Annotated in this window: 19 protein-coding genes and 1 tRNA gene; 15 read left to right on the plus strand and 5 right to left on the minus strand. The window is 67.2% G+C overall.

What is annotated here, in order from left to right; all coding sequences use genetic code 11:
* The 5 genes from ACMPH2_RS08000 to ACMPH2_RS08020 form a co-directional block, all read left to right on the plus strand.
* Positions 1 to 1,844, plus strand: a 1,844-nt coding sequence (locus ACMPH2_RS08000) for a DUF6541 family protein (RefSeq protein WP_417119154.1), incomplete at its 5' end; no start/stop codon positions are given.
* A gap of 81 nt (positions 1,845 to 1,925) precedes the next feature.
* Complete coding sequence (locus ACMPH2_RS08005) at positions 1,926 to 3,236, plus strand: hemolysin family protein (RefSeq protein WP_062531504.1); 1,311 nt, start codon at positions 1,926 to 1,928, stop codon at positions 3,234 to 3,236.
* 147 nt (positions 3,237 to 3,383) lie between these two features.
* On the plus strand, positions 3,384 to 4,334 hold the full coding sequence (locus ACMPH2_RS08010) for a cyanophycin synthetase family protein (protein ID WP_417119155.1): 951 nt from the start codon (positions 3,384 to 3,386) through the stop codon (positions 4,332 to 4,334).
* 153 nt (positions 4,335 to 4,487) lie between these two features.
* Positions 4,488 to 4,925 (plus strand): YtxH domain-containing protein, encoded by a 438-nt coding sequence (locus tag ACMPH2_RS08015; RefSeq protein WP_062531502.1) that lies wholly within the window; start codon positions 4,488 to 4,490, stop codon positions 4,923 to 4,925.
* Between the two features lie 136 nt (positions 4,926 to 5,061).
* A complete protein-coding gene (locus ACMPH2_RS08020; RefSeq protein ID WP_009278243.1) occupies positions 5,062 to 5,931 on the plus strand; it encodes a PRC-barrel domain-containing protein in 870 nt (289 codons plus the stop codon).
* Between the two features lie 98 nt (positions 5,932 to 6,029).
* Here the strand turns inward: ACMPH2_RS08020 and ACMPH2_RS08025 are convergent, their stop codons facing one another.
* Complete coding sequence (locus ACMPH2_RS08025; protein WP_417119156.1) at positions 6,030 to 7,298, minus strand: Nramp family divalent metal transporter; 1,269 nt, start codon at positions 7,296 to 7,298, stop codon at positions 6,030 to 6,032.
* A gap of 1 nt (position 7,299) precedes the next feature.
* Positions 7,300 to 9,138 carry a magnesium transporter gene (locus tag ACMPH2_RS08030; RefSeq protein ID WP_062531500.1) on the minus strand — a complete coding sequence of 613 codons (1,839 nt, stop codon included), beginning with the start codon at positions 9,136 to 9,138 and terminating at the stop codon, positions 7,300 to 7,302.
* A 489-nt stretch (positions 9,139 to 9,627) separates the two neighbouring features.
* On the opposite strand from ACMPH2_RS08030, the gene ACMPH2_RS08035 reads away from it, so the two are divergent.
* From ACMPH2_RS08035 to ACMPH2_RS08065, 7 genes are all read left to right on the plus strand, one after another.
* Positions 9,628 to 12,609, plus strand: coding sequence for a glycoside hydrolase family 3 N-terminal domain-containing protein (locus tag ACMPH2_RS08035; protein ID WP_417119157.1), 2,982 nt, complete (start codon positions 9,628 to 9,630; stop codon positions 12,607 to 12,609).
* Between the two features lie 137 nt (positions 12,610 to 12,746).
* Complete coding sequence (locus ACMPH2_RS08040) at positions 12,747 to 13,595, plus strand: metal ABC transporter solute-binding protein, Zn/Mn family (protein WP_417119158.1); 849 nt, start codon at positions 12,747 to 12,749, stop codon at positions 13,593 to 13,595.
* A complete protein-coding gene (locus ACMPH2_RS08045; RefSeq protein ID WP_072500293.1) occupies positions 13,588 to 14,256 on the plus strand; it encodes an ABC transporter ATP-binding protein in 669 nt (222 codons plus the stop codon). Before ACMPH2_RS08040 ends, ACMPH2_RS08045 begins: the two co-directional genes overlap by 8 nt.
* Positions 14,256 to 14,525: a metal ABC transporter permease gene (locus tag ACMPH2_RS08050; RefSeq protein WP_417119194.1), complete on the plus strand. Its 270-nt coding sequence runs from the start codon at positions 14,256 to 14,258 to the stop codon at positions 14,523 to 14,525. Before ACMPH2_RS08045 ends, ACMPH2_RS08050 begins: the two co-directional genes overlap by 1 nt.
* Entirely contained in the window at positions 14,459 to 15,055 is a 597-nt protein-coding gene (locus tag ACMPH2_RS08055) for a metal ABC transporter permease (protein WP_417119159.1), read from the plus strand. The genes ACMPH2_RS08050 and ACMPH2_RS08055 overlap by 67 nt, the downstream gene beginning before the upstream one ends.
* A complete protein-coding gene (locus ACMPH2_RS08060) occupies positions 15,052 to 15,294 on the plus strand; it encodes a hypothetical protein (protein ID WP_303132337.1) in 243 nt (80 codons plus the stop codon). The genes ACMPH2_RS08055 and ACMPH2_RS08060 overlap by 4 nt, the downstream gene beginning before the upstream one ends.
* Before the next feature lie 199 nt (positions 15,295 to 15,493).
* On the plus strand, positions 15,494 to 16,780 hold the full coding sequence (locus tag ACMPH2_RS08065) for a hypothetical protein (RefSeq protein WP_417119160.1): 1,287 nt from the start codon (positions 15,494 to 15,496) through the stop codon (positions 16,778 to 16,780).
* 116 nt (positions 16,781 to 16,896) lie between these two features.
* On the opposite strand, the gene ACMPH2_RS08070 is transcribed toward ACMPH2_RS08065, so the two are convergent.
* Both ACMPH2_RS08070 and ACMPH2_RS08075 read right to left on the minus strand, forming a co-directional pair.
* A complete protein-coding gene (locus ACMPH2_RS08070) occupies positions 16,897 to 17,448 on the minus strand; it encodes a LemA family protein (RefSeq protein ID WP_009278234.1) in 552 nt (183 codons plus the stop codon).
* A 204-nt stretch (positions 17,449 to 17,652) separates the two neighbouring features.
* A tRNA-Ser gene (locus ACMPH2_RS08075) sits at positions 17,653 to 17,743 on the minus strand.
* Positions 17,744 to 17,805: 62 nt separating this feature from the next.
* On the opposite strand from ACMPH2_RS08075, the gene tadA reads away from it, so the two are divergent.
* On the plus strand, positions 17,806 to 18,315 hold the full coding sequence (tadA, locus tag ACMPH2_RS08080) for a tRNA adenosine(34) deaminase TadA (RefSeq protein ID WP_072500290.1): 510 nt from the start codon (positions 17,806 to 17,808) through the stop codon (positions 18,313 to 18,315).
* A 175-nt stretch (positions 18,316 to 18,490) separates the two neighbouring features.
* Entirely contained in the window at positions 18,491 to 19,477 is a 987-nt protein-coding gene (locus ACMPH2_RS08085) for a threonine ammonia-lyase (protein ID WP_234946908.1), read from the plus strand.
* 348 nt (positions 19,478 to 19,825) lie between these two features.
* Here ACMPH2_RS08085 and ACMPH2_RS08090 read toward each other — a convergent pair whose 3' ends face one another.
* Positions 19,826 to 21,193: a class I SAM-dependent rRNA methyltransferase gene (locus ACMPH2_RS08090; RefSeq protein ID WP_303132332.1), complete on the minus strand. Its 1,368-nt coding sequence runs from the start codon at positions 21,191 to 21,193 to the stop codon at positions 19,826 to 19,828.
* Between the two features lie 406 nt (positions 21,194 to 21,599).
* Here ACMPH2_RS08090 and ACMPH2_RS08095 point away from each other — a divergent pair, with 406 nt between their 5' ends.
* The gene (locus tag ACMPH2_RS08095; protein ID WP_417119161.1) at positions 21,600 to 23,462 is read left to right on the plus strand and encodes a carbon starvation CstA family protein; all 1,863 of its coding nucleotides are present in this window, start codon (positions 21,600 to 21,602) and stop codon (positions 23,460 to 23,462) included.
* Positions 23,463 to 23,467: the final 5 nt, after the last annotated feature.

The following is a 23,467-nucleotide window of genomic DNA, read 5'->3' on the forward strand; positions in this document are numbered from 1 at the left end:
TCCTCGCGGTTCTTGCCCTCCTGGGCCGCTCGTTCCGGCTGCCCGACCTCCCCCGCATTGGCTGGGGAATGATCGCCCTCTACCTCGCGATGGGCCTGGTGGCCACCACGTTCATGTTCGTGCGGATGCTTCCCAGCGCCAACGCCGTGATGACGGGCAGGGACCTGGCTCACCACATCAACAGCATCAGGGCGTTCGTCTCGACGCAGTCCTTCTCGTCTCTGAGGATGGGTCCGTACCTGCTTTCCCAGGACCTTTCCGTCGACCCCTACGCTCTTCCGGGCTTCTATCCTGCAGGCTGGCATGCCGCCGTCACCCTGGTGGTGCAGATGGGAGTCACAGAGATCTCGGTCGCGATCAACGCGGTGAACGTGACCATCTCGTCCTTCGTGTGGCCGCTGGGCACCCTCGTCTTCCTTGCCTGGTCGTTTCGTGGCAAGCGCCGCCCCCTTGCCGCCGGCGCGCTCGCCACGGTGAGCTTCATGGCGTTCCCCTGGTACTTCATGAAGTTCGGCCCCATCTACCCCAACCTCGCGGGATTTTCCCTCGTGTTTCCCTGCGTCGTCGCCTTCATGCTTCTCGTGGAGCCTGCGTGGAAGCGCCCCGCGCGCCTCAGGGCGCTCGCACTCTTCCTCGTGGGCGGCGTGGCGCTCGCCCTCACGCAGCCAAACGCGATCTTCGTGGCCGCCGTCATCCTGGTTCCCTACGTCGCGGCGCGCATCGTCTCTTCGGGCGGCGTCCTGAGGGTCCTCTTGCATGAGTTGCCATCCGGGCTGGTGGCAGCCCTCTGGGTCGTGGCCTGTGGTCTCGTCTGGCTTGCGCTCAATCGGGCGCCGTTCATGTCCGACGTGGTCGGCTTCGGGCTCTGGGGGTATCGCATCTCTCCCTGGGAGGCCCTCGTGAACGTCGCGACCCTTGCCTACCAGGCCTTCTTCGTTCCCGACCTGGGACAGCCCCTTCTTGCGCTCCTCGTGCTGCTGGGTCTGGTCTGGACTCTGAGGAACAGGAGACTGCGTTGGATGTCGGTGTCCTACGTCGCGGCTGCGGGCATCGTCTTTGGCAACGCGACCATGGGCGGCCTGGCGAAGCAGCTGCTCTCGGGCTTCTGGTATTCGGATCCGCCTCGCGTCGCCGCCGTCGCCGCCCTGTGCGCCGTCCCTTTGGCGGCGTTGGGCATGGACTGGGTCGTCACCGGCGTCTCTCGCGCATTGGGGGTGCGGGTCGGGGATGGTTCGCACCTTACCGCGTCCGCCCTCACGTCGGGAACCCTCGCCGCCCTCGCCATCCTCGTCTTCTATCCCGGGGTCAGGATTCCCACCCTCACCTTCAGCGCGTTTCCGAGTTCGGGACGGATCGAGACCCAGGTCGAGCAGACGAGGCTGCAGGTCCAGGAGGCGTACTCGCAGTACGGCTTCTACACCACGCGAGAGCGCGCCTTTGCCCGCAACTGCCAGAAGCTGATCGAGGCCGAGGGGGGAGCGGACGCCCTGGTGATCAACAACCCCTTTGACGGCAGCGCCTATGCGTACGGAGACGCGGGCATGCGCGTCTACTTCAGGGAGCTCAGCGAGGGGATAGGTGCGGATGGCGGGGCAGAGGCGACGGTGAGGGCGAGGCTCGATCACGTTGCCGACGACCCCGAGGTGAGGGTGGCGGTCAACCAGCTCGGCGCGCGCTACGTCATCAGGTTCGAGCACCTCAAGGAGGACAAGGCCTACTCGATGCTCTGGAACTACGACCATGACCTCTGGAAGGGCATCGACTCCGTCAACGAGGGCACCCCGGGCTTCGAGCTCGTGATGAGGCAGGGAGATATGGCGCTTTATCGCATAAGTGCCGCCTAAATCCTCGTGCCGACGTAACCGACCTGGCCTTTGGTATCCTTCTGGGGACCATAGCTGAACAGGGAGGTTGCGCATCCGCGCATGGACATAGCCATAAGCGTCACTGTCACCACGCTCCTCATACTCGTAAACGGATACTTCTCGATGGCCGAGATGGCCCTCTCGACCGCACGCAAGGTCATACTCGACCATGACGCGGACGAGGGCGACGAGAAGGCGGCGCGCGCGGCCCAGATGAGCGAGCATCCGGGTGACTTCCTCGCGGTCATCCAGGTGGGAATCACGCTGGTCGGCTTCTTTTCGTCCGCCTTCGCGGCCACGAGCCTCTCGGGTCCCCTCGCGAGCCAGCTTGCGTCCTGGGGCGTCCCAATGGACCTGGCCCACGTCCTCGCCACCGTGCTCATCACCCTTCTGGTCTCGTACATCTCCATCGTGGTGGGCGAGCTCGTGCCCAAGCGCATCGCGATGGCCGACGCCGAGGGCGTGGCAAAGAGCGTGGCCGGGCCTCTCAGGAGCTTCGCCGTCATCGCCCGTCCGCTCGTCGCGCTCACGGCGGCGAGCACCAATGGCCTCGCCGCGCTCCTCGGCATCGCTAGCGCCGACGACCGACAGAACGTGGGCGAGGACGAGATCAAGTACATGGTCACCGACGCGGACGACCTGACGGACGAAGAGAAGTCCATGATCCACGAGATCTTCGAGCTGGGTGACGCCATCGCCCGCGAGGTCATGGTGCCCCGCGTGGACATGACGGCCGTCGAGGACTCGACCACGGTGGGCGACGTGATCGAGCTCATGCGCCGCACGGGCTACTCCCGCGTTCCCGTCTATCACGAGGACGTCGATCGCGTGGTGGGAATCGCGCACATCAAGGACCTCCTCGGCCCCGTCCTCGAGGAGGACGCGGGAGACAACATGATCGCCCGCTACATGCGTGGGGCCGACTTCGTGCCCGACACGAAGGACATCATCCCCCTGCTCTCCGAGATGCGCACCAGCCACGACCAGATGGTCATCGTGGTCGACGAGTATGGCGGCACGGCCGGCGTCATAACCATCGAGGACATCGTCGAGGAGGTCGTGGGCGAGATCGAGGACGAGTTCGACCCCGACAACAAGTACCTCACCCAGCTGGGTGAGCGCGAGTGGCTGGTGGACGGCCGCTTCAGCATCGACGACGCCATCGAGCTCGGTTGGCCCATCGAGGACCGCGAGGAGTACGAGACGGTCGCGGGCTTCGTGCTCGAGATAGCCGACGGCCTCCCCAAGCCGGGCGATGCCTTCGAGGTCGATGGCTACAGGTTCCTGGTGCAGTCGGTGCGCGGCCGCCGCATCGCCCTGCTCAGGGTCACGGCCCCGGAGCCAACGACCGGAGACGAGCCGCAGGGCTAGGTGGCAGGCGCGGCGCGCCACCAGGTGCCGTGGGGCGTCTCGCCGACGAGGCCCTGCAAGGCTCCCGTCCCAACCTGCGCGCGGGGCGTCCTCCTCGCCTTTGACTACAATGTATGGACGCATGCGGTTCCTAGGAAAGGCAGCTCCATGGCACAGCTCATAGACATCCTGCGGGTCGAGGTCGGCCTCAAGAACCTCGTTGCCCGGGTGCGCGTCTCGGACGAGGCTCCGCTCATGACCAGCGAGGACCTGCAGGGGACCACGCGCGTCTACAAGCTCATGCCTCACATCGTCGAGCATGCCTGCCTGGGGGACGCGAGCGAGACCTTTAAGGAGGTCATGGGCAACACCGAGCTGGCCCACCTCCTCGAGCACGTGACGGTGGAGCTGCTCTCGCGCTCCGCCGCCTCCGCGGAGGTCTCTTCTGGCCGCACCTACCCCGTCCCGGGAGAGGCGCGCACCTACGACGTCGAGCTCTCCTGCCCCGACGACGTGTTGGTGTGCGCCGCGCTCTCCAGCGCCGTCTGGGTCATGGACTGGGCCTTTGGCGGGGGAGAGGGGCCGCGCCCTGACGTCGACGCCATCGCCGAGGGCCTGACCGGACTGGTCCAGAGCCTGGGCGACGAGCCTGCCGAGGCATACGAGCGCGAAGTCCAGGAAGAGATTGACGCCGAGGTGGAGAAGAGAAGGGACGAGCTCCTGGCCCAGCGCGAGGACGAGCTCGCCCAGAGGAGGGCCCTCGCTGAGGCCGCCGCAGCGGCTGCCGCCGACCAGGCACGCGCCCGCGCGGCCGCCGAGTCGGCCGCGCTCGAGTCGAGCCGTGCGGAGGAACTCTCGCAGCTGCCAAGCTGGGCGGTGGATCCCGACGACCCTTTTGTCCGGAAGGTCAGGGAGGGCCGCGGCCCTGACTTCGTCCAGCGGGAGGCCTCGCCCGAGGCCTGGCAGTCGGCCCAGGAAAGCCTCGGCTCGAGCGATGACGAGCGTTCCGGGGACGCAGGCGACGTCCTCGATTCGTCGCAGGCCCCCTTCGTCGAGACGGTCGACGAGCCGGGGCCTGTCACGGATGGCGGGGACGTTGAGGTCGAGCTCCCCTGGTAGGAAACGCGGTCACCGACCGCGACGCACTCCTCCGGGCATTTGCGCTTCTGGTAGCCCCAGGTCGGCTAGGATGGTGTCACCATGCAGGGGCGGTCTGTCTCCGCATACGGGAAGGATCTCTCGGCCTTGGCTGGGAAACGACGGGAGGAAGACATGAGCGCAAAGGGAGCACTTGGATTCGTGGCAGGCTTGTTCGCGGGAGCGACGGCCGGATTCGCGGCGGGAATCCTGATGGCGCCTCGTCCCGGCGCGGAGAGCCGAGCCATGGCCGCCGACGCCATGAATGACGCGTGGGACAGCGCGGTCGACTCATACGAGCGTGGCTCGCGCGTGGTCAACGACAAGATCGCCGGAGTCCGTCCGGGCATGGACGCCACCACCGACGAGCTGCGCGCCAAGGTCGACCTGGCCCGCGAGCGCATGGACCAGCTGCGCGACTCGCTCTCCGAGGCCGTGACCAACGCTTCCACGCAGGTGCAGGAGACGGTCTCGGACGTCGCCGACAAGGTCAGCGCTGCCGCCGAGGCGACGGCGTCGGACTCCGCGGTCCACGTGGAGGTCGTCGAGGACGATGCGACGGACGAGGGGTAGCGCTCCTTCGAACGCTGCGTTTGGGGGCGGGCGGACGTTCTGACGTCGCCCGCCCCGCTTGGTTTCGTGCGCGCGGCGCGAGAGGCGCGCGGAACGTTCCGGCAGCCGGTTCGGGAGCCATCGAGGGGAGAAGGGCATGGCCAGGATCTCGGAGCTCATGGGCAGGAAGGTGTACGAGCTGCGTCCTGCCCGCAAGGCGGGCGGCGAGCCTCGGCGCAGGAGAGTCGGCAGGGTGCATGCCGCGGTCTTCTCCCCCGACGGCAGGTCCCTGGTAGGCTACATGGTCAGGCGCCCCGACATCGCGGGGATGGTCAGGCGCCCCGACGCCTTCCTGGCACTTGACTCGCTCCGGTCGGGCGAGGACGCCATATTCCTGACGAAGGACGCGGGGCTGGCGCTGGATGACGGGGCCCGTGGCAGGCTGGGCCTTGAATGGGACTCCTGCGTCATGTGGGCGGGCATGGATGCCAAGACGGAGCGAGGTCGCGTCCTGGGCTACGTGGGTGACGCGACCTACGACGCCGGGACCGGTCGCGTGCAGAGCTTTGCCGTGGGAGACGGCGGCGTGGCCCAGTCGCTCGTGGGCTCGGTTCAGGTCCCCGCGTCCATGCTCAGGGGCTACCGAGGCGGCTACATGGTGGTGGACGACGCTGCGTCTCGGCTCTCTTTGAGCGGTGGTGCCGCGGCGAAGGCCGGCGAGGCGAGCGCCAGGGCGCAGATCGCCGGAAGGAAGGTCGCGGCACGAGCCGACGAGACGGCCTCTCAGGCGCTTGACAGGGGGTCCAGCGCGCTTGGCCGCGCGATCGGCAAGGCCAGAAGGTCCGTGGAGGGGGCAGCGCAAGGTGGGTTGGAGCCCAAGAAGGCGACGGCCACCCAGCCAGGGGCAAAGAAGACCTCGCGGAAGAACACGGGCGCGGACGGCGCACGAGCCGTGGGCCGCCAGATGAAGAAGGCCGGCGGAATGTTCGGCTCCTTCATGGACGAGTATCGCAAGGCGAGCAAGTAGGCCAAGCGCCCTCGGCCTTCGCGGGAAGATCGTCCTGCGGCCTACCCATCGGCCGTCCCCGGGGTACGCGGGCCAGGGCGCCCCCGCGTCCCGACAGCCTAGTATCCCATTGCCTGGAGCGCGAACATGATCACCGTGAGGACCACCACGGCGACGATGGTGAACCAGGTTAGCGCGTTCCAGATGCGCCCGTTGGCCCAGCGACCCATGACGTGGCGGTCGCTTGCGATGTTTACCATGCATACCAGGAGCACGGGCAGGAGCACACCGTTCACGATTTGTGCTGCCATCATGATGCCGAAGAGGTTCGCTCCCGGGAGCAGCACCAGGGCGGCGCTCAGGATGGCGATGGCCGTCAGGATGCCGCGGTAGGCGGGGGCCTCCTTCCAGCTGCGGTTGGTGCCCCTCTCCCATCCAAAGGCCTCGCACACGGCACCCGCGGTGATGCCGGGCATGACGCAGGAGGCGAGGAACGACGCCCCCACAAGGCCTGCGGCAAAGAGCACGGCGCTGTACTTGCCCGCGAGCGGAACCAACGCCTGGGCCGCGTCGGCAGCGTCCTGAATCACCACGCCCGCGGGGAAGAGGACGCTTGCGGTCGTGAGCACAATGAACCAGGCGATGGCCTGCGAGACGAGCGCGCCGGACACGTTGTCGGCGCGCTGCCCAAGGATGTCGCCCTCGTCGAGGTTCTTCTCGGCAACGTTGCTCGAGACCATGAAGATCATGTAGGGCGAGATCGTGGTGCCTATGCTTGCCACCAGCAGCGAGATGTAGGCGGGGTCTCCCGACATCTGCGGCACGACCGTGCTGCCAAGCGCCTTGCCCCAGTCGGGTCCCACCACGACGCCGGTGATCACGTAGGTGACGAAGACGGCGGAGATGGTGAGGAGGACCTTCTCGATGCGGCGGTAGGATCCAGACATGGCCAGGAGCCACGACGCCAGGGCGGCCACGGGCACCGAGACGTAGACCGGGATGCCGAAGAGCAGAAGGCCCGAGGCGATGCCCGCGAACTCCGACACCGTGACGGAGAAGTTCGAGAGGATGACGGCCAGCATGGCGACCGTCGAGATGCGGATGCCAAACTGCTCGCGGATGAGGGAGGCGAAGCCCTTGCCCGTCACGCAGGCCATGCGCGCGGCGGTCTCCTGCACCACGACAAGCAGCAGGCAGGTGAGCGGGATGGACCAGAGCATGCCAAAGCCGTAGCGCGCGCCCTCGGACGAGAAGGTCGCGATGCCTCCCGCGTCCATCCCCGCCAGGGCGGTGAGGATGCCGGGTCCCATCACGGAGAGCGTCGAGCGGAGCCGCTGCCCCCTCGTGGGCGCCGCGTCGACTCCCGCCGCCCGTCGTGCCGTCGCCACCCTAGGCCCCCAGCCCGCCGGGGAGGCATGCGAGTGCGACGGCGTACACCACGATCGCAACGGCCATGGCCGTTGCCTGGAGCGCGAGGCCCGAGGTCTCGAGGTTCTTGGCGTCCCTCACGCGCAGGATGGTGAGGTATGCCGGCGCGCAGAGGAATGACGCCATAACGCTCACGGCCGCGGAGGCGAAGCCGTGGAAGCTCGGGTCGTACGCGCCCAGGCCGCTCGCAAAGAGCGCCGCCTTGATGCCGCCGGCGACGAGCAGGACGAGCGCGGAGAAGAGAAGCCCCAGGCCGAGCCCCTTGATGGTGAAGCCCAGAAGCGACGGCGCGTCCTCGTCGTCAGGGTCGTAGCCCAGGAAGAAGTTGGTGACGTAGCTTATGGAGTCGTTCGCGGCAATCACGGCCACGGGCAGCGCCAGCGCATGTAGGAGGGTCGTGTCGCTTGCCCCGTTGGTCCCCGCGACCAGAGCGAGCGCCGCCAGGCCCAGCATCCAGAAGGCGAACCACAGCTCGTTCCTGAGCAGCCAGACGAGGTCGTGGCCACCGCGCGACCCGTCCCCGTCGCGACTCGCCGCACCGGCGATCTGCAGGTCCTCCTCGTGCTCCTCCTCCATGACGTCGAGCGCGTCGTCCACCGTGACGATGCCCAGCAGCTTGCGCGCGTCGTCCACGACGGGCATGGCCAGGAGGTTGTACTTCGCGATGTCCTTGGCCACGTCCTCCTGGTCGTCGTCGGGGCTCGCCACGACGAGCTCGCTCTCGGCGATGTCCGACAGCACGGTCTGGCCGCCATGGACGATGAGGTCGTTCAGGCTCACCGCGCCGGCGAGGCGGCCTTCCTCGTCCTTGGTGTAGACGTAGCGGACGGACTCGAAGTTCTCGTCCAGACCACGAAGCGCCGTGATGGCGTCGTCTACGGTGCCCGTCTCGTCCACCAGGACGAACTCGCTGGTCATGATGCGGCCGGCGGTGTCCTCGCGGTACCCCAGGAGCTGGCGGATGGCCTTCTGCTCCTGTACGCCCATGAGCCGAAGCAGCTTCTCTGCCTTGTCGTAGTCGAGCTCGCTTACGAGCTCGGCCGCGTCGTCGGGGTCCATCTCCGACAGCATGCGCGACGCCGTGGCTTCCTCCATGTCGCCCACGATCTCGGCTGCCATCTGGTCGTCGTCGAGCTCGGCCATGGCGTCCGCCGCCTGCTCGTCGTCGAGTTGGGCGAAGACCTGGCCGCGCAGGCGCGGGTCGAGCCTCTCGATGATGTCGGCGACGTCGGCGGGGTGAAGCTCGTCCAGCGTCTTGTGCGAGACCGACAGCTTCACGTTGGATAGGTCCCTCTCCACCAGGTCCATGTAGTTCCAGGCGATGATGCGCTCGGGGATGGACTTCCCGAAGACGCGGGCGATCTTGAGGGACGCGCGCTCGAACGCGGGCGAGAGGGACCTCAGTATTCCCCGGACGCCCACCTCGGCGCCGAGGAGGCGCAGCTGAGAGGAGCTGGTGTCCGAGAGCTTGAGGTCGTTCACGCGCACGACGCGCATGCCGCGCGTGTCGACGATCTGCTTGTTGAGCAGGTCGCGGGCGATGAGGACCTCGTTGGGCTGGAGGTACGAGAAGCGGATGTCGGTCGAGACGACCTTGAGTCGCACCTCGTCGTCGTCGAAGGAGCCTACGTACTTGCGCCACGAGATCATGAACGGTGTCTTGCCGGGCCCCTCGACCGCGAGCGAGGTCACGCGGGGAAACACCTCGCCGGTGGCGATGCCGAGGTCGTTGACCCTGCCAATCCTCTCACCGTCGAGGTCGTAAACGGGGTTGCCCAGCATCTGGGACAGATAGATCATGCGTGCTCCTTCGTTGGTCCGTCGCCGCGCATCGCCGTGGATCGCGTCGCCTTCGCCGGGGGTACCCCGCGGTGAGACCAACCAGGACGCACCGAGGGGTCATCGACTGTGAGGTCGAGGTTTCATCAATGACCCTTCTCGTAGCTTCTTCTCGTCACAAGGCGGGGTCGAAATGGCCACCTGCCTGCGCCTTGAGCATTGTACACGCGTCGAGCTGCCAGAACTCCCACGAATGCCAATCACCACGCAGGAAGGTCATGCGCCATCCCGCGCACCGTCCCGTCGCCCATTCCCGTCCAGGGGCACGCTGCGCGAGCCAGCTGATGTGGGATACTTCCTGGGGTGGACCCGCAGTCAGAGAAGGGGGCGCGAGGTGAGGACCCTGCAAGCCAAGCACTTCCTTGCGGCCTCTCCCGAGGATGAGGTCGGGCGGAGATGACGCGCGCCTTTCCACGCCTCCCCACGTTCGGAAGGCCCGGTGGCGCATCCTTGTCCCCCGATGCGGGACGCAGGTGCCGCATCGCCCTGCGCGTGGCGGCCGGCCTGGGAATCGGCCTGGTGGTCGCCGCCAATGTCGCTGCGGTGCGCTTCGGCGAGACGATCGACTCCTACCTGAGCAGCGACGAGGTCGACGTGTCAGATGTCCGCGTCGAGGCCCAGATGGCCCGCGACGAGAAGCTCTCGGAGGAGGTCGAGGCCGAGGGCCTGGTGCTCGTGCAGAACAGGGGAGACGTGCTTCCCCTCCCTCGCGACGTCGACCGCGTGAACGTCTTCGGCTGGGGTTCGACCCAGTGGGTGGGCGGCGGCTCGGGCTCGGGTGGCGTGGCGGGGGAGTGCGAGGGCATCCTGCAGGCCCTGACCGACGAGGGCATCGCCTACAACGAGGCGCTCGCCAAGATGTACCGTAACTTCCAGGGCGAGAGGCCCTTTCTCTCAAACGGGTCGCTCAACACCCATGACTACGAGTTCTGCCGGCTCTACGAGCCGAGCGTCGAGGACGAGGGGCTCTACACCCCCGAGCTCCTCCAGGAGGCGAGGGAGTACTCCTCCACCGCGATCGTGGTGCTGAGTCGCGTGAGCGGCGAGAGCATCGATTGCCCGCGCGAGCAGTTCCGCGTCACCACCAAGGGCGGTCCCGTCAAGCGGAGCATGGCCCGGCACTATCTCGAGCCCTCCCCCGAGGAGGAGGCGCTCATCCGCTACGTCGCTGCCAACTACCAGAACGTCGTCGTGCTGGTCAACTCGACCAACCCCATGGAGCTCGGCGTCGTCGAGTCCGTCGAGGGGGTGGACGCCTGCATGCTGGTGGGCGCCACCGGGACGACGGGCGCGCGAGCCGTGGTGAGGGCCCTCTGGGGGGACGTGAACCCCTCCGGCCGCACGACGGACACCTACGCGTACGACTTCTCCACAGCCCCCAGCTGGGCCAACGCGGGAGCGGACGGCGAGGGCCACTACCTCGACGCAGGGGGCTGCTACCCGGCCGACGGGACGCTCAACGGCAACGTGGGCACCCGCGAGGCCTATGACTCCGTGCGCTTCGTCGACTACGCCGAAGGCATCTACGTCGGTTACCGCTGGTACGAGACGGCGGACGCGGAGGGCTTCTGGGAGGGGGAGAGGACCAGCCATGGGGAGGGCTACAACGGCGTCGTCCAATACCCTTTCGGCCACGGCCTGAGCTACACGGACTTCTCCTGGCAGGTGGTCTCGCGCGACCCCCTCAGGGGCGGGGAGCTTGACCCAGACGGAAGCGTGACTACCGTGGTGCGCGTCACCAACACGGGCTCGCGGGCGGGCAAGGACGTGGTCGAGCTCTACGCCACGCCACCCTACGAGCATGGCGGGATCGAGAAGCCGTCGACGCAGCTCGTCGCCTTCGCGAAGACCGACGAGCTCCAGCCAGGCCAGAGCCAGGACGTCACGCTGAGCTTCGACGTGCGGTCCCTGGCGAGCTACGACTGCTATGACGCCAATGGCAACGGCTTTGCCGGCTGGGAGCTCGAGCGCGGGAGCTACAGGATCGAGCTCAAGCGAGACGCGCACACCCTCGCGACCTGCGCGCACGCGAGCGTCAGCTACGAGCTGCCGCACGACCACCCCTATCCAGACGACGCGAGGACGGGGGCGCGGGTCTCGAACCGCTTCACGGGTAGCTCGGCCGAGGCCGGCGTCTCCATCGACGGCAGCAGCACGGGGTCGCCGCTGAGACTCCTCACGCGGGCGGACTTCAGGGGCAGCTTTCCCAAGAACCGTGACGTAGACCGGACCATGCCCGACGCCGTCCGCATCCTCAACCGCTATGACGCGGGTCAGGCCCGCGCGCAGGACTCCCGGTACGACGGAGAGGTCCAGATGACCCAACAGCCCTCGCAGGCCAAGGCGAGGTTCTATGCGCTCGAGCGCCACGGCAGGCTCACCGCCCTAGGCCGCGCCCTGGGCGAGGACTACGACGACGAGCGCTGGGACTCCCTGCTCGGACAGCTCTCGCAGGGGCAGATGGAGCAGCTGGTCCTGCACGGCTACTCCCACACCTCCGAGCTCGGCGTGATAGGAAAGCCTCGCAGCAAGGAGCTCGACGGCTCGTCCCAGGCGTCCTCCTTCAACCAGCTCCGCTGGGGGGTGGGCTTCCCCAACCCCACCACGCTGGCACAGACATGGAACCCCTCCCTGTCAAGGCGCTTTGGTCAGGCGGTGGGCATGGAGTGCGCGATGCTGGGCATCGACGGCTGGTACGCCCCCGCCTGCAACCTGCATCGCACGCCCCTGGGCGGGCGGAACTACGAGTACTACTCAGAGGACCCCCTCGTGTCCGGCGTCATGGCCGCCCGTACCATCGAGGGCGCGCGCCAGGCGGGGACCTACACCTACCTCAAGCACCTCGCCCTGAACGAGCAGGACTCCTATCGCGACTCCCTCTATACCTGGCTGAGCGAGCAGTCCCTGAGGGAGCTCTACCTCGAGCCCTTCCGCAGGTCGGTCGAGGACGGTGGCTGCACGGGCGTCATGAGCTCGTACAATCGCATCGGCGCCATCTGGGCGGGCGGCAGCGAGGCTCTCGTCGATGGCGTGCTGCGCGGCGAGTGGGGCTTCCGCGGCTCCGTGATAACCGACTACAGCGACCATCACGCCTATATGAACGCCGACCAGATGCTTCGTGCCGGCGGCAGCCTCTTCATGGACGGCGTCTTTGACGATGGCGGCTTCGCCCTTGACACTACCACCCCAAACTTCCGCCGGCGCCTGCGGGCGGCCAGCAAGGACGTGCTCTACACCTGGCTCAACGCCCGCGCGTCCAACCTTGGCTACAACGACGCGGCGGCCGCGGCGGGCGAGGCCACGCTCGACCGTCCCGCCAAGACCAAGGGGACCTCCCTCGTGCTGGTGGTCGTCTCGCTGGTCGACGCGCTTGTCGCGGGGACCGTCGTCGTCCGCGCCGCCATGAGGATCCGCCGCCGTCGCAGGGCGTAGGGCCGCTCGCTCCCGCTCCAAAAGGACCGATTTCGACAAGGTGCCCAATCGGGGGGCCACCGTTCCTCTCCCCGGGCGCGTTGTTGGCCGCCGGGGCCATGGCGCTCGCCCTTACGGGTTGTGCGGAGGGGGCAAGCATGAGGGGGAGCTCTTCGGGCGGCGACAAGCCCGTGGTGTACGCGAGCTTCTATCCCGTGGCAGACCTCACGCGCCAGGTGGTGGGAGACCGCATGGAGGTGCGGACCATCATCAAGGGCAGCCAGGAGCCCCACGACTTCGAGCTTCAGGCTGGCGACCGAGCCGAGCTGGGCGAGGCCGACCTCGTCATCTACAACGGGGCAGGCATGGAGGACTTCATGGACGACCTCAGGGGCTCCGAGGGTGACGACGGTCGCTTCCCCGACCTCTCGCAGGGCCTCACGCTGCTTCGGGGCAAGGACTCGGACGGGGACGATCGCTCGAGCGTCAACCCCCACACCTGGCTGAGCGTGAGAAACGCCCAGCACGAGGTCGAGCTCATCCGCGACCGGGCGAGCGCGATGGACCCCGACGGGGCGGGCACGTACCGGGCAAACGTGCAGAGGCTCATCGACGAGCTGCACGAGCTCGACCAGAGCTTCCAGGAGCGCCTGGACAAGGGCAAGGCGGGCGAGAGGTACTTCGTGGTCTCGCACGCGGCGTTCAACTACCTGGCGCACGACTACGGCCTGCGGCAGGTGGCCGTGACGGGCATCTCCCCCGAGGACGAGCCGTCTGCGGCCCAGCTTGCGACCATCGCCGACTTCGTGAGGCAGCATGGCATCGACACCATCTTCTTCGAGGGTAGCGCGACCCCCAAGGTCGCGCAGACCCTGGCGCGGAGCACCGGCGCCACCACCTCGACCCTCTACACCATGGAGAACCTGAGCGAGGAGGAGATGGGGCTTGGCTACGTCGAGCTCATGAGGCGCAACCTCGACGCCCTGGCGGAGTCGTTTGATGTGTGAGCTGGTGCGCGCGCGGGGGCTCGAGTTCTCGTACGAGGGCGTCCCCGTCATAGCCGGCCTGGACTTGAGCCTGCGCCCTGGCGAGCTGGTCGCCCTGGTGGGCAGGAACGGAGCGGGCAAGTCGACGCTCATGAGGCTGCTCTTGGGCGAGCTTGCGCCTGACGCGGGGGAGCTTCTCGTCCTGGGCGAGCGTCCCGTGACGCACCGCCACTACCCGCGCGTCGCCTACGTCTCGCAGGACTCCGTGCGTGGCTACCGCCATTTTCCCACGACCGTCCGCGAGCTCCTCCAGGTCCACTGCCGGCAACTGGGAATCAAGTCCGACGTCGGCGAGCTCCTGGCCCAAGTGCGCCTGGAGGGCTCGCTCGACAAGGCGCTCGACCAGCTTTCGGGTGGGCAGCTCCAGCGGGTGGGGCTGCTCGTCGCCCTTCTCAAGGACGCCCGTCTCATTCTCCTCGACGAGCCGACCAACGGAGTGGACGCCAGCTTCTCGGACGAGCTTTTCCAGGTGCTGAGGGACATGGCGGACGCGGGCAAGGCAGTGCTGGTCGTGACCCACCATCCGGACGAGCTCGAGGGCCGTGCCGACCGTGTGATCAGGCTCAGGGACGGCAGCATCGAGGAGGTCGTTCAGTTGTCGGAAGGAGACGTCGGCGCGTGATGTTCGAATACGAGTTCATGCGGCGCGCCTACCTCGTGGGCAGCGTCCTGGCCGTGATCCTGCCGCTCATAGGCCTGCCAATTCTGCTCAAGAGGCTCTCGATGATGGGCGACACGCTCTCACACGCCTCGCTCGCCGGCGTGGCCATAGGCCTCTGCCTGGGCTTCGACCCGCTCCTTGGTTCCCCGTGGTCGCCTGCGTCGTGGCAGCCTTGGGGGTCGAGCTCATCAGCAGTCGCCTCAAGGCCTACCAGGAGATCTCGACCGTGATCGTGCTTGCGACCGCCATCGGACTCGCGGGCATCTTCACGAGCCTCACGGGCGGGAGCAACGCCATCAGCTCCTACCTCTTTGGCTCGATCGTGACCATCGGGGACTTCGAGCTCGCGCTGGTGCTCGTCGTGGCGGCTGTGGTGCTGGTCACCTACCGCCTGATCTACGACCGCCTCTACCTGAGCGCCTTCGACCCCGTCGCGGCCCCTCTCATGGGCATCGACGGCCGGGCGCTCAACCTGGCGTTCTCGTTCCTCGTCGCCATCACGGTGAGCGTGGCGGCAAAGACCATCGGCTCGCTGATCGTCTCGTCGCTGATGGTCATACCCGTCATCTGCGCCATGCAGTTCGCACGCAGCTACAGGGGGACGCTGCTCCTCTCTATAGCCCTCTCGCTCGCCTTCGTCCATGCGGGCCTTGCGGTCTCGTACCACCAGAACCTCAGGCCCGGATCTGTGATCGTGCTCATCGCAGTGCTTGCTTTATCAGTGGCGATGCTCGCCAAGAGAAGGTGGGGGTACCTATGAACAACGTAAGGAAGGCAGGCCTGGGCCTTGCCGGTGCCATTGCCGCGGCGGCCGTCGTCGCGGCGCTGGGTGGTCGCGGGCTTGGCGTTCCCGCGTCGGGTGGCCGGCAGGCGCCCGCGGCACAGGAGCAGGTTCGGGTACTGCGCCAAGACGACCCTGCGAGCAAGGCGGACGTGTCCTTCGCCACGGACGACACCACTGAGGTCCTCATCGACGCCCCCGAGGTGGATTCAGACTAGATCGTGAAGGTGGTCAAGCACGGGGACCACTGGCACGTCTTCACCAAGGACGGGCGAGAGATCATCACCTACAGCGACCCGAGCCAGGCCAAGAGCGGCTCGCAGCTCAGCAACACGGCGAAGGTCGTCGGGACGGACGGGAGTTCGTCACCTACGAGGACCCGAGCGCACTGTACCCCCACGCATACTCGTGAGGATGGTGAGCCTGGACGAGCTCGCCCGCCAGCCCATCGTCCGCATCCTCAAGCATGACGACCACTACAACGCCTACACGGAGGACGGCAGTGAGTTCATCTGCCGCGAGGATCCCTCCCGCGCCTTCCCCAAGATCAAGATAGGGACCTTCGAGGGGAGCCATGGCGGGCATGTCTCGCACGTGGGTCGCGGCGCTCGGGGTGGCGCGGCTGGGAACGGCGCGCCCCGCTCGCGCGGCAAGGCGGGCGCCTCGAAGCCTGCGGGCCCCGTCGCCCCCATCAAGCAGGACAAGAACGACCCCAAGCGCGTGCTATCCATCGAGCACCACAACAACCACTGGCACCTGCACCACGCAGACGGCTCCGAGAGCGTGGCCTACGAGGACCCCTCCTCCGCCTACCCTGACATCAAGATCACGGAGTACGACCCCAACATGGGGCGCCACTTCGAGCCCCTCAAGCCGGGCGAGAGCTTCCGCTACGAGGACGTCGACGCCGCGCTTCTGGTTCCGCTTGACCAGATTAACTATGGCAACGTGGTCCACTCCGTCGACTACGACGAGGCCGCCGGTGGCTTCGTGATTCCCCACCACGACCACTACCACTACGTGTCCATCCAGACGATCATCCAGTTCTGCAAGGACGGTGGGGACACCTTCCACGGCAACGACCCGCGCGCCGTCGTCGCCACCCTCAAGTACCTGGTCCAGCACCCCGAGGCGCGTCCCAAGGGCAAGAACGGCTGGGGGAGCGACGCCGAGGTGGGGCATGGTGGCGGAGGCCATGCCCACGACGACGAGCGGAACGGCGACCACGAGGTCGAGCGCGACCACGAACATGCGGCGGAGTCCCGAGACGAGGAGGAGGCGGACTTCACGCGCGGCCCCAGGATCGAGCGCATCGTGCACGAGGGCAGCGTCTGGTACGTCTATTACGTCGACGGCAGCTTCAGCACGCTAACGCACGACCCCGAGGACCGCTATCCTGGCGTGCCCATCGAGGAGGGCTCGACGCCCGTCAACGACGGCATGAGCGACGACCGCGCAGGCACTCCCGCCACGGACAAGGACGAGGTCGGGGGTGAGGGGGTCGCAACTGTCCGCCCCGAGACGGGGCCCACAAGGGAAGGGACGTCCGCCGCGGTTGGCCACGAGTGCGAGGCGTCGGCGGCGGCCGAGGGTGCCGACCCCGAGCGCGTGGACGCCTCCCGTGAGAAGGACGCTCCGGCGGAAGCGGCAGATGCCGACGAGACGCCGGCGGGCACGACGGACGACGCCCCCGGCGTGGCATAACCCCGGGCTGGCACTGCGCGTCACTCGAGGTGCGGGGCATTCTCGCCTAAAGAAGGAACCCGGTCGGGATGATCCGGCCGGGCTCCGCTCGTGCGAGGGGGAAGGAGGCTAAGGCTCTAGAACTTGACCTGGGGCGCCTGGCGCACGGAGGCGTCGGCGGCCTCGAAGCCCTTGCGGCGCGGGAACTTGGACCCGGCGACGATGTTGCCGGGGAAGGTGGTGACGGCGTTGTTGTACTCGAGCACGCAGTCGTTGAAGCTCTGGCGCGCGTAGCTGATGCGGTTCTCGGTGTCGGTCAGGTCGCCCTGGAGCTGCTGGAAGTTGGCATTGGCCTTGAGCTCGGGGTAGGACTCCGCGACGGCGAAGAGGTGTCCGAGGGTCTGGGTCAGCTGGTTGGAGGCGGCCATCTTGTCCTCGGGGGTGACGGCAGAGCTCACGGCAGAGCGGGCCTTGATCACGGCTTCGAGGGTCTGGGACTCGTGGCTGGCATAGCCCTTGACGACCTCGACCAGGTTGGGGATCAGGTCGTTGCGGCGCTGGAGCTGCGTGTCGATGGTCTCCCACGCGTTGTCGCAGCGGTTGTTCTTCTGGACGATGCCGTTGTAGATCGAGATGAACCAGATTCCCACCACCACGATGAGTGCGATGATGATTATGGCGAGCGTCATGGCGATTCCCTTCTCGCGGCTCGTATCCTGTCAGACAAGTATACCCGGACCCGCCCACATTCGACCTGGGACGTGGTCCTGACGGCATGTGATGTCCGCGGGGCAACGAAGTCGGATTGCGGGGGTTCAATGTCGACGCGACCGTAAGGCAGGGGACTGACGCCATCGCACCGGGAGGCACCTGGGCGACCTGGCTGATGCGCATGGCGGAGGGGGAGGGATTCGAACCCTCGGAACGGGGTTACCGCTCGACGGTTTTCAAGACCGCTGCAATCAACCACTCTGCCACCCCTCCAATGGGTGCGCGGATATATCCTAGCGCATGAGCCCATGCAGAAGAGGGGAGGCTAGGGGACGATGGCCGAAGCGGAGCGACGGCGCGAGGTCGACGAGGCCTTCATGCGCGAGGCCATCGAGGAGGCCCGCCTTGCCGCGCAGGAGGGAGAGGTGCCCATCGGCGCCGTCGTGGTCTGCGACGGAAGGGTGGTCGCACGCGGTCGCAACCGGCGCGAGCTCGACCATGACCCATCGGCCCATGCCGAGTTCAGCGCGCTGGTGAAGGCGTCGCAGGCGCTGGGTCGCTGGCGGCTTACGGGCTGCACGGCCTACGTGACGCTCGAGCCCTGCCTCATGTGCGCGGGGCTCATGGTCAACTCCCGCATAGACCGCTGCGTCTTTGGTGCCCCAGACCCCAAGGGCGGCGCGCTGGGAACGCTCTATGACGTGAGCCACGACGGACGGCTGAACCACGAGTTCGAGGTGGTGGGTGGCGTGTTGCAGGATGAGTGTGCGCAGCTGCTTCGCGACTTCTTCCGCGCCCGCCGTGCGGAGCAGCGTGCCGCGAGGGGTGTGGCCTCGGACGAGTAGGGTCGCGCGGGCTCAGGAGCCGGCTCGTCCGCTTACGGTCGTCGTCTAGGGCGCATGAGGCCACGCATGCCCTGCCCGTGCGACCGCTCGTCCGCCACGTAACTGCAGTTTTTCTCGCTGTTTATCCAATAGTGAAGTATCTTTGTCTGTATTCCGGGCGAAGGGGCTTATGGGCATGGGCAAGTGGTTCGACGCGGACGACGTACGCGAGGCATACGAGCACATTCGCGACCACGTGCGTCGGACCCCGCTGGAGGAGGCCGTCTATCTCAACGGAGGAGACACGCGCTACTTCTTCAAGCTCGAGAGCCAGCAGATCGGCAAGAGCTTCAAGATTCGTGGCGCCTACAACACCATGTCGCGGCTGAGCGACCGCGAGCGCCGGCACGGCGTGGGCACGGTCTCGACGGGCAACCATGGCGTTGCCGTCGCCTATGCCGCCCGCGAGCTGGGAATCCGCGACTGCATGGTGGTCGTTCCCATGGGGACGCCGCATTCCAAGACCGACCGCATACGCTACTACGGCGCCCGCTCCATGATGCTGGGCTCGGATTACGACGACTCCATCACGCTGGGCATCAACTACATAGACCGCAACGAGATGTTCTTCGTGGACCCCTATGAGTACGACCCGCGCGTGTACTGCGGCCAGGGGACCATCGGGCTCGAGGTCCTGGAGCAGAACCCAGAGGTCGACACCATCGTCGTGCCCGTGGGCGGTGGCGGGCTTATCACCGGCATCGCCACCATAGCGAAGGCCATGAGGCCCGACGTGCGCATCGTGGGCGTGCAGACCAGCGCCTGCCCGGCCATGCTGCAGTCCCTGCGCGACGGAGTCTGCTACAACCGCTACCCGACCTCGGGGAGGACCGTCTGCGAGGCAATCGTGGGCGGCGTGGGACAGATTGCCTTCGACATGCTGCCCGACCTCCTCGACCAGATGATCATAGTGAGCGAGAGGTCCATCCGCTCCGCCTTCAAGTTCATGGTGAGCCGCGAGCAGCTGAGCATCGAGCCGGGAAGTGCCATGGTGGTCGCTGCCGTGCGAGAGCATGCGGAGCTCGTGGGCGGCCACAACGTCGCACTGGTGATAAGCGGCGGCAACCTGGACGCGGACGTGCTCTCGGCCATCCTCGAGGAGGACTTCGGCGACGAGGGGTAGGCCGACTTGGCATCGCGTGTCGGGCACGCTTCCGCGCGCCCCTCGCCTTGCCGCGCACGCTTCAGCGCACATCGAGTCACGTCGAGCACGCATCAACGCACGCTAGGTCGCAGCGCACACGCCGTTGCGCACACGATTTTTGTCGAGCACGCACCAACGCACAGCCAGAGCTGCGTCTGCGCTGTTGGCACGTGGGTCTCGTGTGCGCAAGAGCGCGCTTGACCCGCGGCGCGTGCGCAAGGGCGTGCTTGGTCCGTGGCGCGTGCACAAGGGCGCGGACAACGCGGGCCGTGTGTGCCGGCCCGTGGGCGCCGCGGATGCAGTGGTGCAAACGGGCGAGGGGTGCGCCTACACCAGCTGGAAGATGAAGAAGTCCAGGTAGTGGGTCTCGGGCACGCCCCAGAGGATGGGGTGGTCCGGTGCCTGCTGGCGCTCCTCGACCTGGCGCAGCTGCACCCCGGCCCCGTGTGCCGCCTCCGCGATCGCCTGCGCCAGGCGCTCGCGCGACATGAAGTGGCTGCAGCTGCAGGTGGCCAGGTAACCGCCGCGCGGAAGCATCCGCATCGCGTCCTGGTTGATCTGGCGGTAGCCGCGCATCGCGTGGTCGATGGTCCTGCGGCTCTTGGTGAAGGCGGGCGGGTCCAGCACGACGAGGTCGAAGGGACCTCCCTCGGCGCGCAGCCGTGCCTTGTCGCGCGCGAGTTCGGGCAGGTACGCCAGGACGTCTGCCTGGGTGAACCCCATGCGCGGCGTCCCGTCCGCATTCACGTCGAGCCCGTTCAGCCGCGCGTTCTGCGCCGCCAGGTCGAGCGCCGTCTGGCTCACGTCCACGCAGCGCACGAACTCCGCCCCGCCTGCGGCGGCGTTGAGGCCGAAGGGCCCCACGTGGCAGAAGCAGTCGAGCACGCGTCGCCCCGCGCTGACCTGCCTCACGGCGCGGCGGTTGTACTTCTGGTCGAGGAAGAAGCCGGTCTTCTGGCTGTTCTCTATGTCAAGGTCGAAGGCCAGGCCGTTCTCGTGCACCACGAGTCGCGCGTCTTGGGGCTCCCGCGTCAGGCAACCGTCCAGCGCGCCGCCGCTCGCCTCGATCGCGAGCGGGTCCACGGCCTCCGGGGCCGAGAAGTCGTACCAGCCCTTGCGGGGCTCGAGCCCCTCCTTCAGGCGGGCGGGTGAGTCGGAGCGCTCGTAGATGCCGCGCACGCGGACGCCGTCCTCCTCGAGGACGAGGGTCAGGAGCGGGAAGAGGGTGGGCCTCAGGAGCTCCATGCCCACGGTGCCCACCTGCGCCACGAGCACGTCCTCGTAGCGGTCCACCACGAGGCCGGGGAAGGCGTCGGCCTCCGAGAAGAGCAGGCGACAGCAGTTGGTGTCCGGCTCGCAGCCGGCAAGGGCGCGCGATCCCATGGTGGCCTTGCGGTGCCCCCACGCCCAGCGGAGCTTGCGCCACCAGAAGGCGGCGTCGAGCCGGTCGTTCGCGTTGCGGCTCACCACGCGCACGCAGATCTTGCTCTTGAGCGAGAGGAGCCCCACTCCCTGCCAGGTGCCACTTTCCTCGAAGAGGTCGATGGCACAGCCGTTCGTGGCCTCACGCCCGTCCAGGGGAGAGGGACGCAGTTCCAGAGCCTCGCCTTCGAACACCCATGGGTGACCCGCCTTGAGGGAGCGGGCGGCCTTGCGGCTTACGATTGCCTGGGGGTAGGGTCTGAGCTGCTTCATGCTGGGCGTCCCTCCGGTCCTTGCGCTGTCTGCGGGCGAATACGTCTCGTTTGGTCCCGCGTCTTGCATTATGGCCGACACGCCGCCCCCTGCTGGCCGACAGCCTTGAGGCACCAAGTTCGCTGGGCATGGGCCGACCTGTCCCATGCCCCGGCCCCAAAAGGTTACGAGCGGGGGACGGATACCGTTACGTCCGAGTTTCGCCTTGGGCCTCGTAGCCCACGCTCCTCTCATCCGGCCCCTAACATGGCCAGACACCCGCGGCGTCGGATGGGGAGGGAGTGGCCCCAAGGGGTCCGACTCGGCCCAACCCACTGGAGCCGCGGCGTCAGCCAGGGCGGGAGAGGCCCGCCGGCACGAGTGGCGACGCGTCGCCGCGACCCCTGCGAGGGAGGTTGTAACTACTATGAACGGACTGTTTGTGATCGTTGTTGCTGCGGTTGTCCTGGTCATTGGCTATATCGGGTATGGCCGCTGGCTAGCGAAGTCCTGGGGGGTCGACGAGGACGCGCTGACGCCCGCGGTGCGCATGGAGGACGGCCACGACTTCGCCCCCGCCTCGCGCTTCACCGTCTTCGCGCACCAGTTCTCGTCCATCTGCGGCGCGGGTCCCGTCACGGGCACCATCGTCGCCATGATGTTCGGCTGGCTGCCGGTGCTGCTCTGGGTCCTGGTCGGCGGCATCTTCTTTGGCGCCGTCCATGACTTCGGCGCCCTCTACGCCTCCGTCAAGAACAACGGGAAGTCGCTGGGGCAGCTGATCGAGAAGTACATCGGCCGTACCGGCCGCAGGCTCTTCCTGCTCTTCAGCTTCCTCTTCTGCTGCATCGTCGTCGCCGCCTTCACCTCCATGGTCGCCGGCACCTTCAAGATGAGCGTGGGCGAGGCCGGCGCCCTGGACGTCGCGAGGTCCTATCCCGCTGGCGCCGCCGGCACCATCTCGATCCTCTTCACCTTCGTCGCCATCCTCTTCGGCTGGATGTGCCGCAGGTACGAGCTTTCCGGCTGGAAGCAGTTCGCCTTCGCCGTCCTGCTCATCGCCGCGATGTTCTTCCTCGGCATGCTCTTCCCGATCTACCTGAGCCTCAACGCCTGGATCGCCGTGGTCATGGTCTACTTGGTGTTCGCCTCCGCCATGCCCATCCAGACCCTCAAGCAGCCCCGGGACTACCTCACCACCATCATGATGGTGGCCATGATCGCCTGTGCCGTCGTGGGCATCGTGGTCCTGGGCGTGAGCGGCAAGGCCACGATGACGGCACCCATGGTCGTCTCGTCCCAGACTCTGGACGCCCTGTCCGCCAAGGGCAACTACCTCTTCCCGGTGCTCTTTGTCTCGGTCGCCTGTGGCGCCCTCTCGGGCTTCCACAGCCTGGTGTCCTCCGGAACCTCCTCGAAGCAGGTCTCTAACGAGGCTGACGCCATGCCCGTGGGCTTCGGCGCCATGGTCCTCGAATCCTTCGTGGGCGTCCTGGCGGTGGTCGTCGCCGCCATTATGTTCAGCGACATGAACACGGCAGGAACCGGCGCCCTCAACTCCGGCGCCGCGAGCACGCCCTTCCAGATCTTTGCCGCCGGCGTCGCGCGAGGCATGACCGCGATTGGCATCAACTCGAGCTTTGCCACCGTCTTCATGACGATGAACGTCTCGGCATTGGCGCTGACCTCGCTCGACGCCGTCGCCCGCATCGCCCGTACCTCGTTCCAGGAGTTCTTCCTCAAGACCAACGACGCCGGCGAGGAGGCTGGAGAGGGGTCCCTCGCATATCGTGTCGTGACCAACGTGTGGTTTGCCACCTTCGTGACCCTGGCGATCGGCCTGTCGCTCACCTTTGGCGGCTACCTCAACATCTGGCCGCTCTTTGGCGCCTCCAACCAGCTCCTGGGCGGCATGACCATGATCACCCTGGCCGTCTTCTGCAAGGCCACGGGCCGCAAGGGCTGGATGCTCTACCTGCCCGTCGCCTTCCTGCTCTGCAGCACCTTCACCTCACTTGCTATGAGCGCCTACGGCTGCGTCACGGCGCTTGCCGCGGGGATGACGGTGGACGTGCTGGCCACCAAGGGCCTGCAGCTGGTCTTTGCCGTCCTGCTCATGGCCCTGGGCCTGATCGTCGCCTACAACTGCCTGAAGGAGCTCTTCACCACCGAGGCCGGCTCCATGCCCGACGAGGAGCCCGAGTGGTCCGAGCTCGGCCGCAAGCACGTCGCTGCCCGCGCCGCGGAGGACGCTTCCTCAGGCGCCGCGTCTGCGGCGGCCCGCGCGTAGGCGCG

Source organism: Olsenella phocaeensis (assembly GCF_048189965.1).
GTDB lineage: Bacteria > Actinomycetota > Coriobacteriia > Coriobacteriales > Atopobiaceae > Olsenella_I > Olsenella_I phocaeensis.

Bases quoted from the DNA above. Each gene is read 5' to 3' on its own strand.
- ACMPH2_RS08030 (WP_062531500.1), bottom strand. From the start codon at position 9,138: ATGATCTATCTGTCCCAGATGCTGGGCAACCCCGTTTACGACCTCGAC.
- ACMPH2_RS08050 (WP_417119194.1), top strand. From the start codon at position 14,256: ATGTTCGAATACGAGTTCATGCGGCGCGCCTACCTCGTGGGCAGCGTC.
- tadA (WP_072500290.1), top strand. From the start codon at position 17,806: ATGGCCGAAGCGGAGCGACGGCGCGAGGTCGACGAGGCCTTCATGCGC.
- ACMPH2_RS08010 (WP_417119155.1), top strand. From the start codon at position 3,384: ATGGCACAGCTCATAGACATCCTGCGGGTCGAGGTCGGCCTCAAGAAC.
- ACMPH2_RS08005 (WP_062531504.1), top strand. From the start codon at position 1,926: ATGGACATAGCCATAAGCGTCACTGTCACCACGCTCCTCATACTCGTA.
- ACMPH2_RS08045 (WP_072500293.1), top strand. From the start codon at position 13,588: ATGTGTGAGCTGGTGCGCGCGCGGGGGCTCGAGTTCTCGTACGAGGGC.
- ACMPH2_RS08020 (WP_009278243.1), top strand. From the start codon at position 5,062: ATGGCCAGGATCTCGGAGCTCATGGGCAGGAAGGTGTACGAGCTGCGT.
- ACMPH2_RS08015 (WP_062531502.1), top strand. From the start codon at position 4,488: ATGAGCGCAAAGGGAGCACTTGGATTCGTGGCAGGCTTGTTCGCGGGA.
- ACMPH2_RS08070 (WP_009278234.1), bottom strand. From the start codon at position 17,448: ATGACGCTCGCCATAATCATCATCGCACTCATCGTGGTGGTGGGAATC.
- ACMPH2_RS08040 (WP_417119158.1), top strand. From the start codon at position 12,747: ATGAGGGGGAGCTCTTCGGGCGGCGACAAGCCCGTGGTGTACGCGAGC.
- ACMPH2_RS08085 (WP_234946908.1), top strand. From the start codon at position 18,491: ATGGGCAAGTGGTTCGACGCGGACGACGTACGCGAGGCATACGAGCAC.
- ACMPH2_RS08090 (WP_303132332.1), bottom strand. From the start codon at position 21,193: ATGAAGCAGCTCAGACCCTACCCCCAGGCAATCGTAAGCCGCAAGGCC.
- ACMPH2_RS08060 (WP_303132337.1), top strand. From the start codon at position 15,052: ATGAACAACGTAAGGAAGGCAGGCCTGGGCCTTGCCGGTGCCATTGCC.
- ACMPH2_RS08095 (WP_417119161.1), top strand. From the start codon at position 21,600: ATGAACGGACTGTTTGTGATCGTTGTTGCTGCGGTTGTCCTGGTCATT.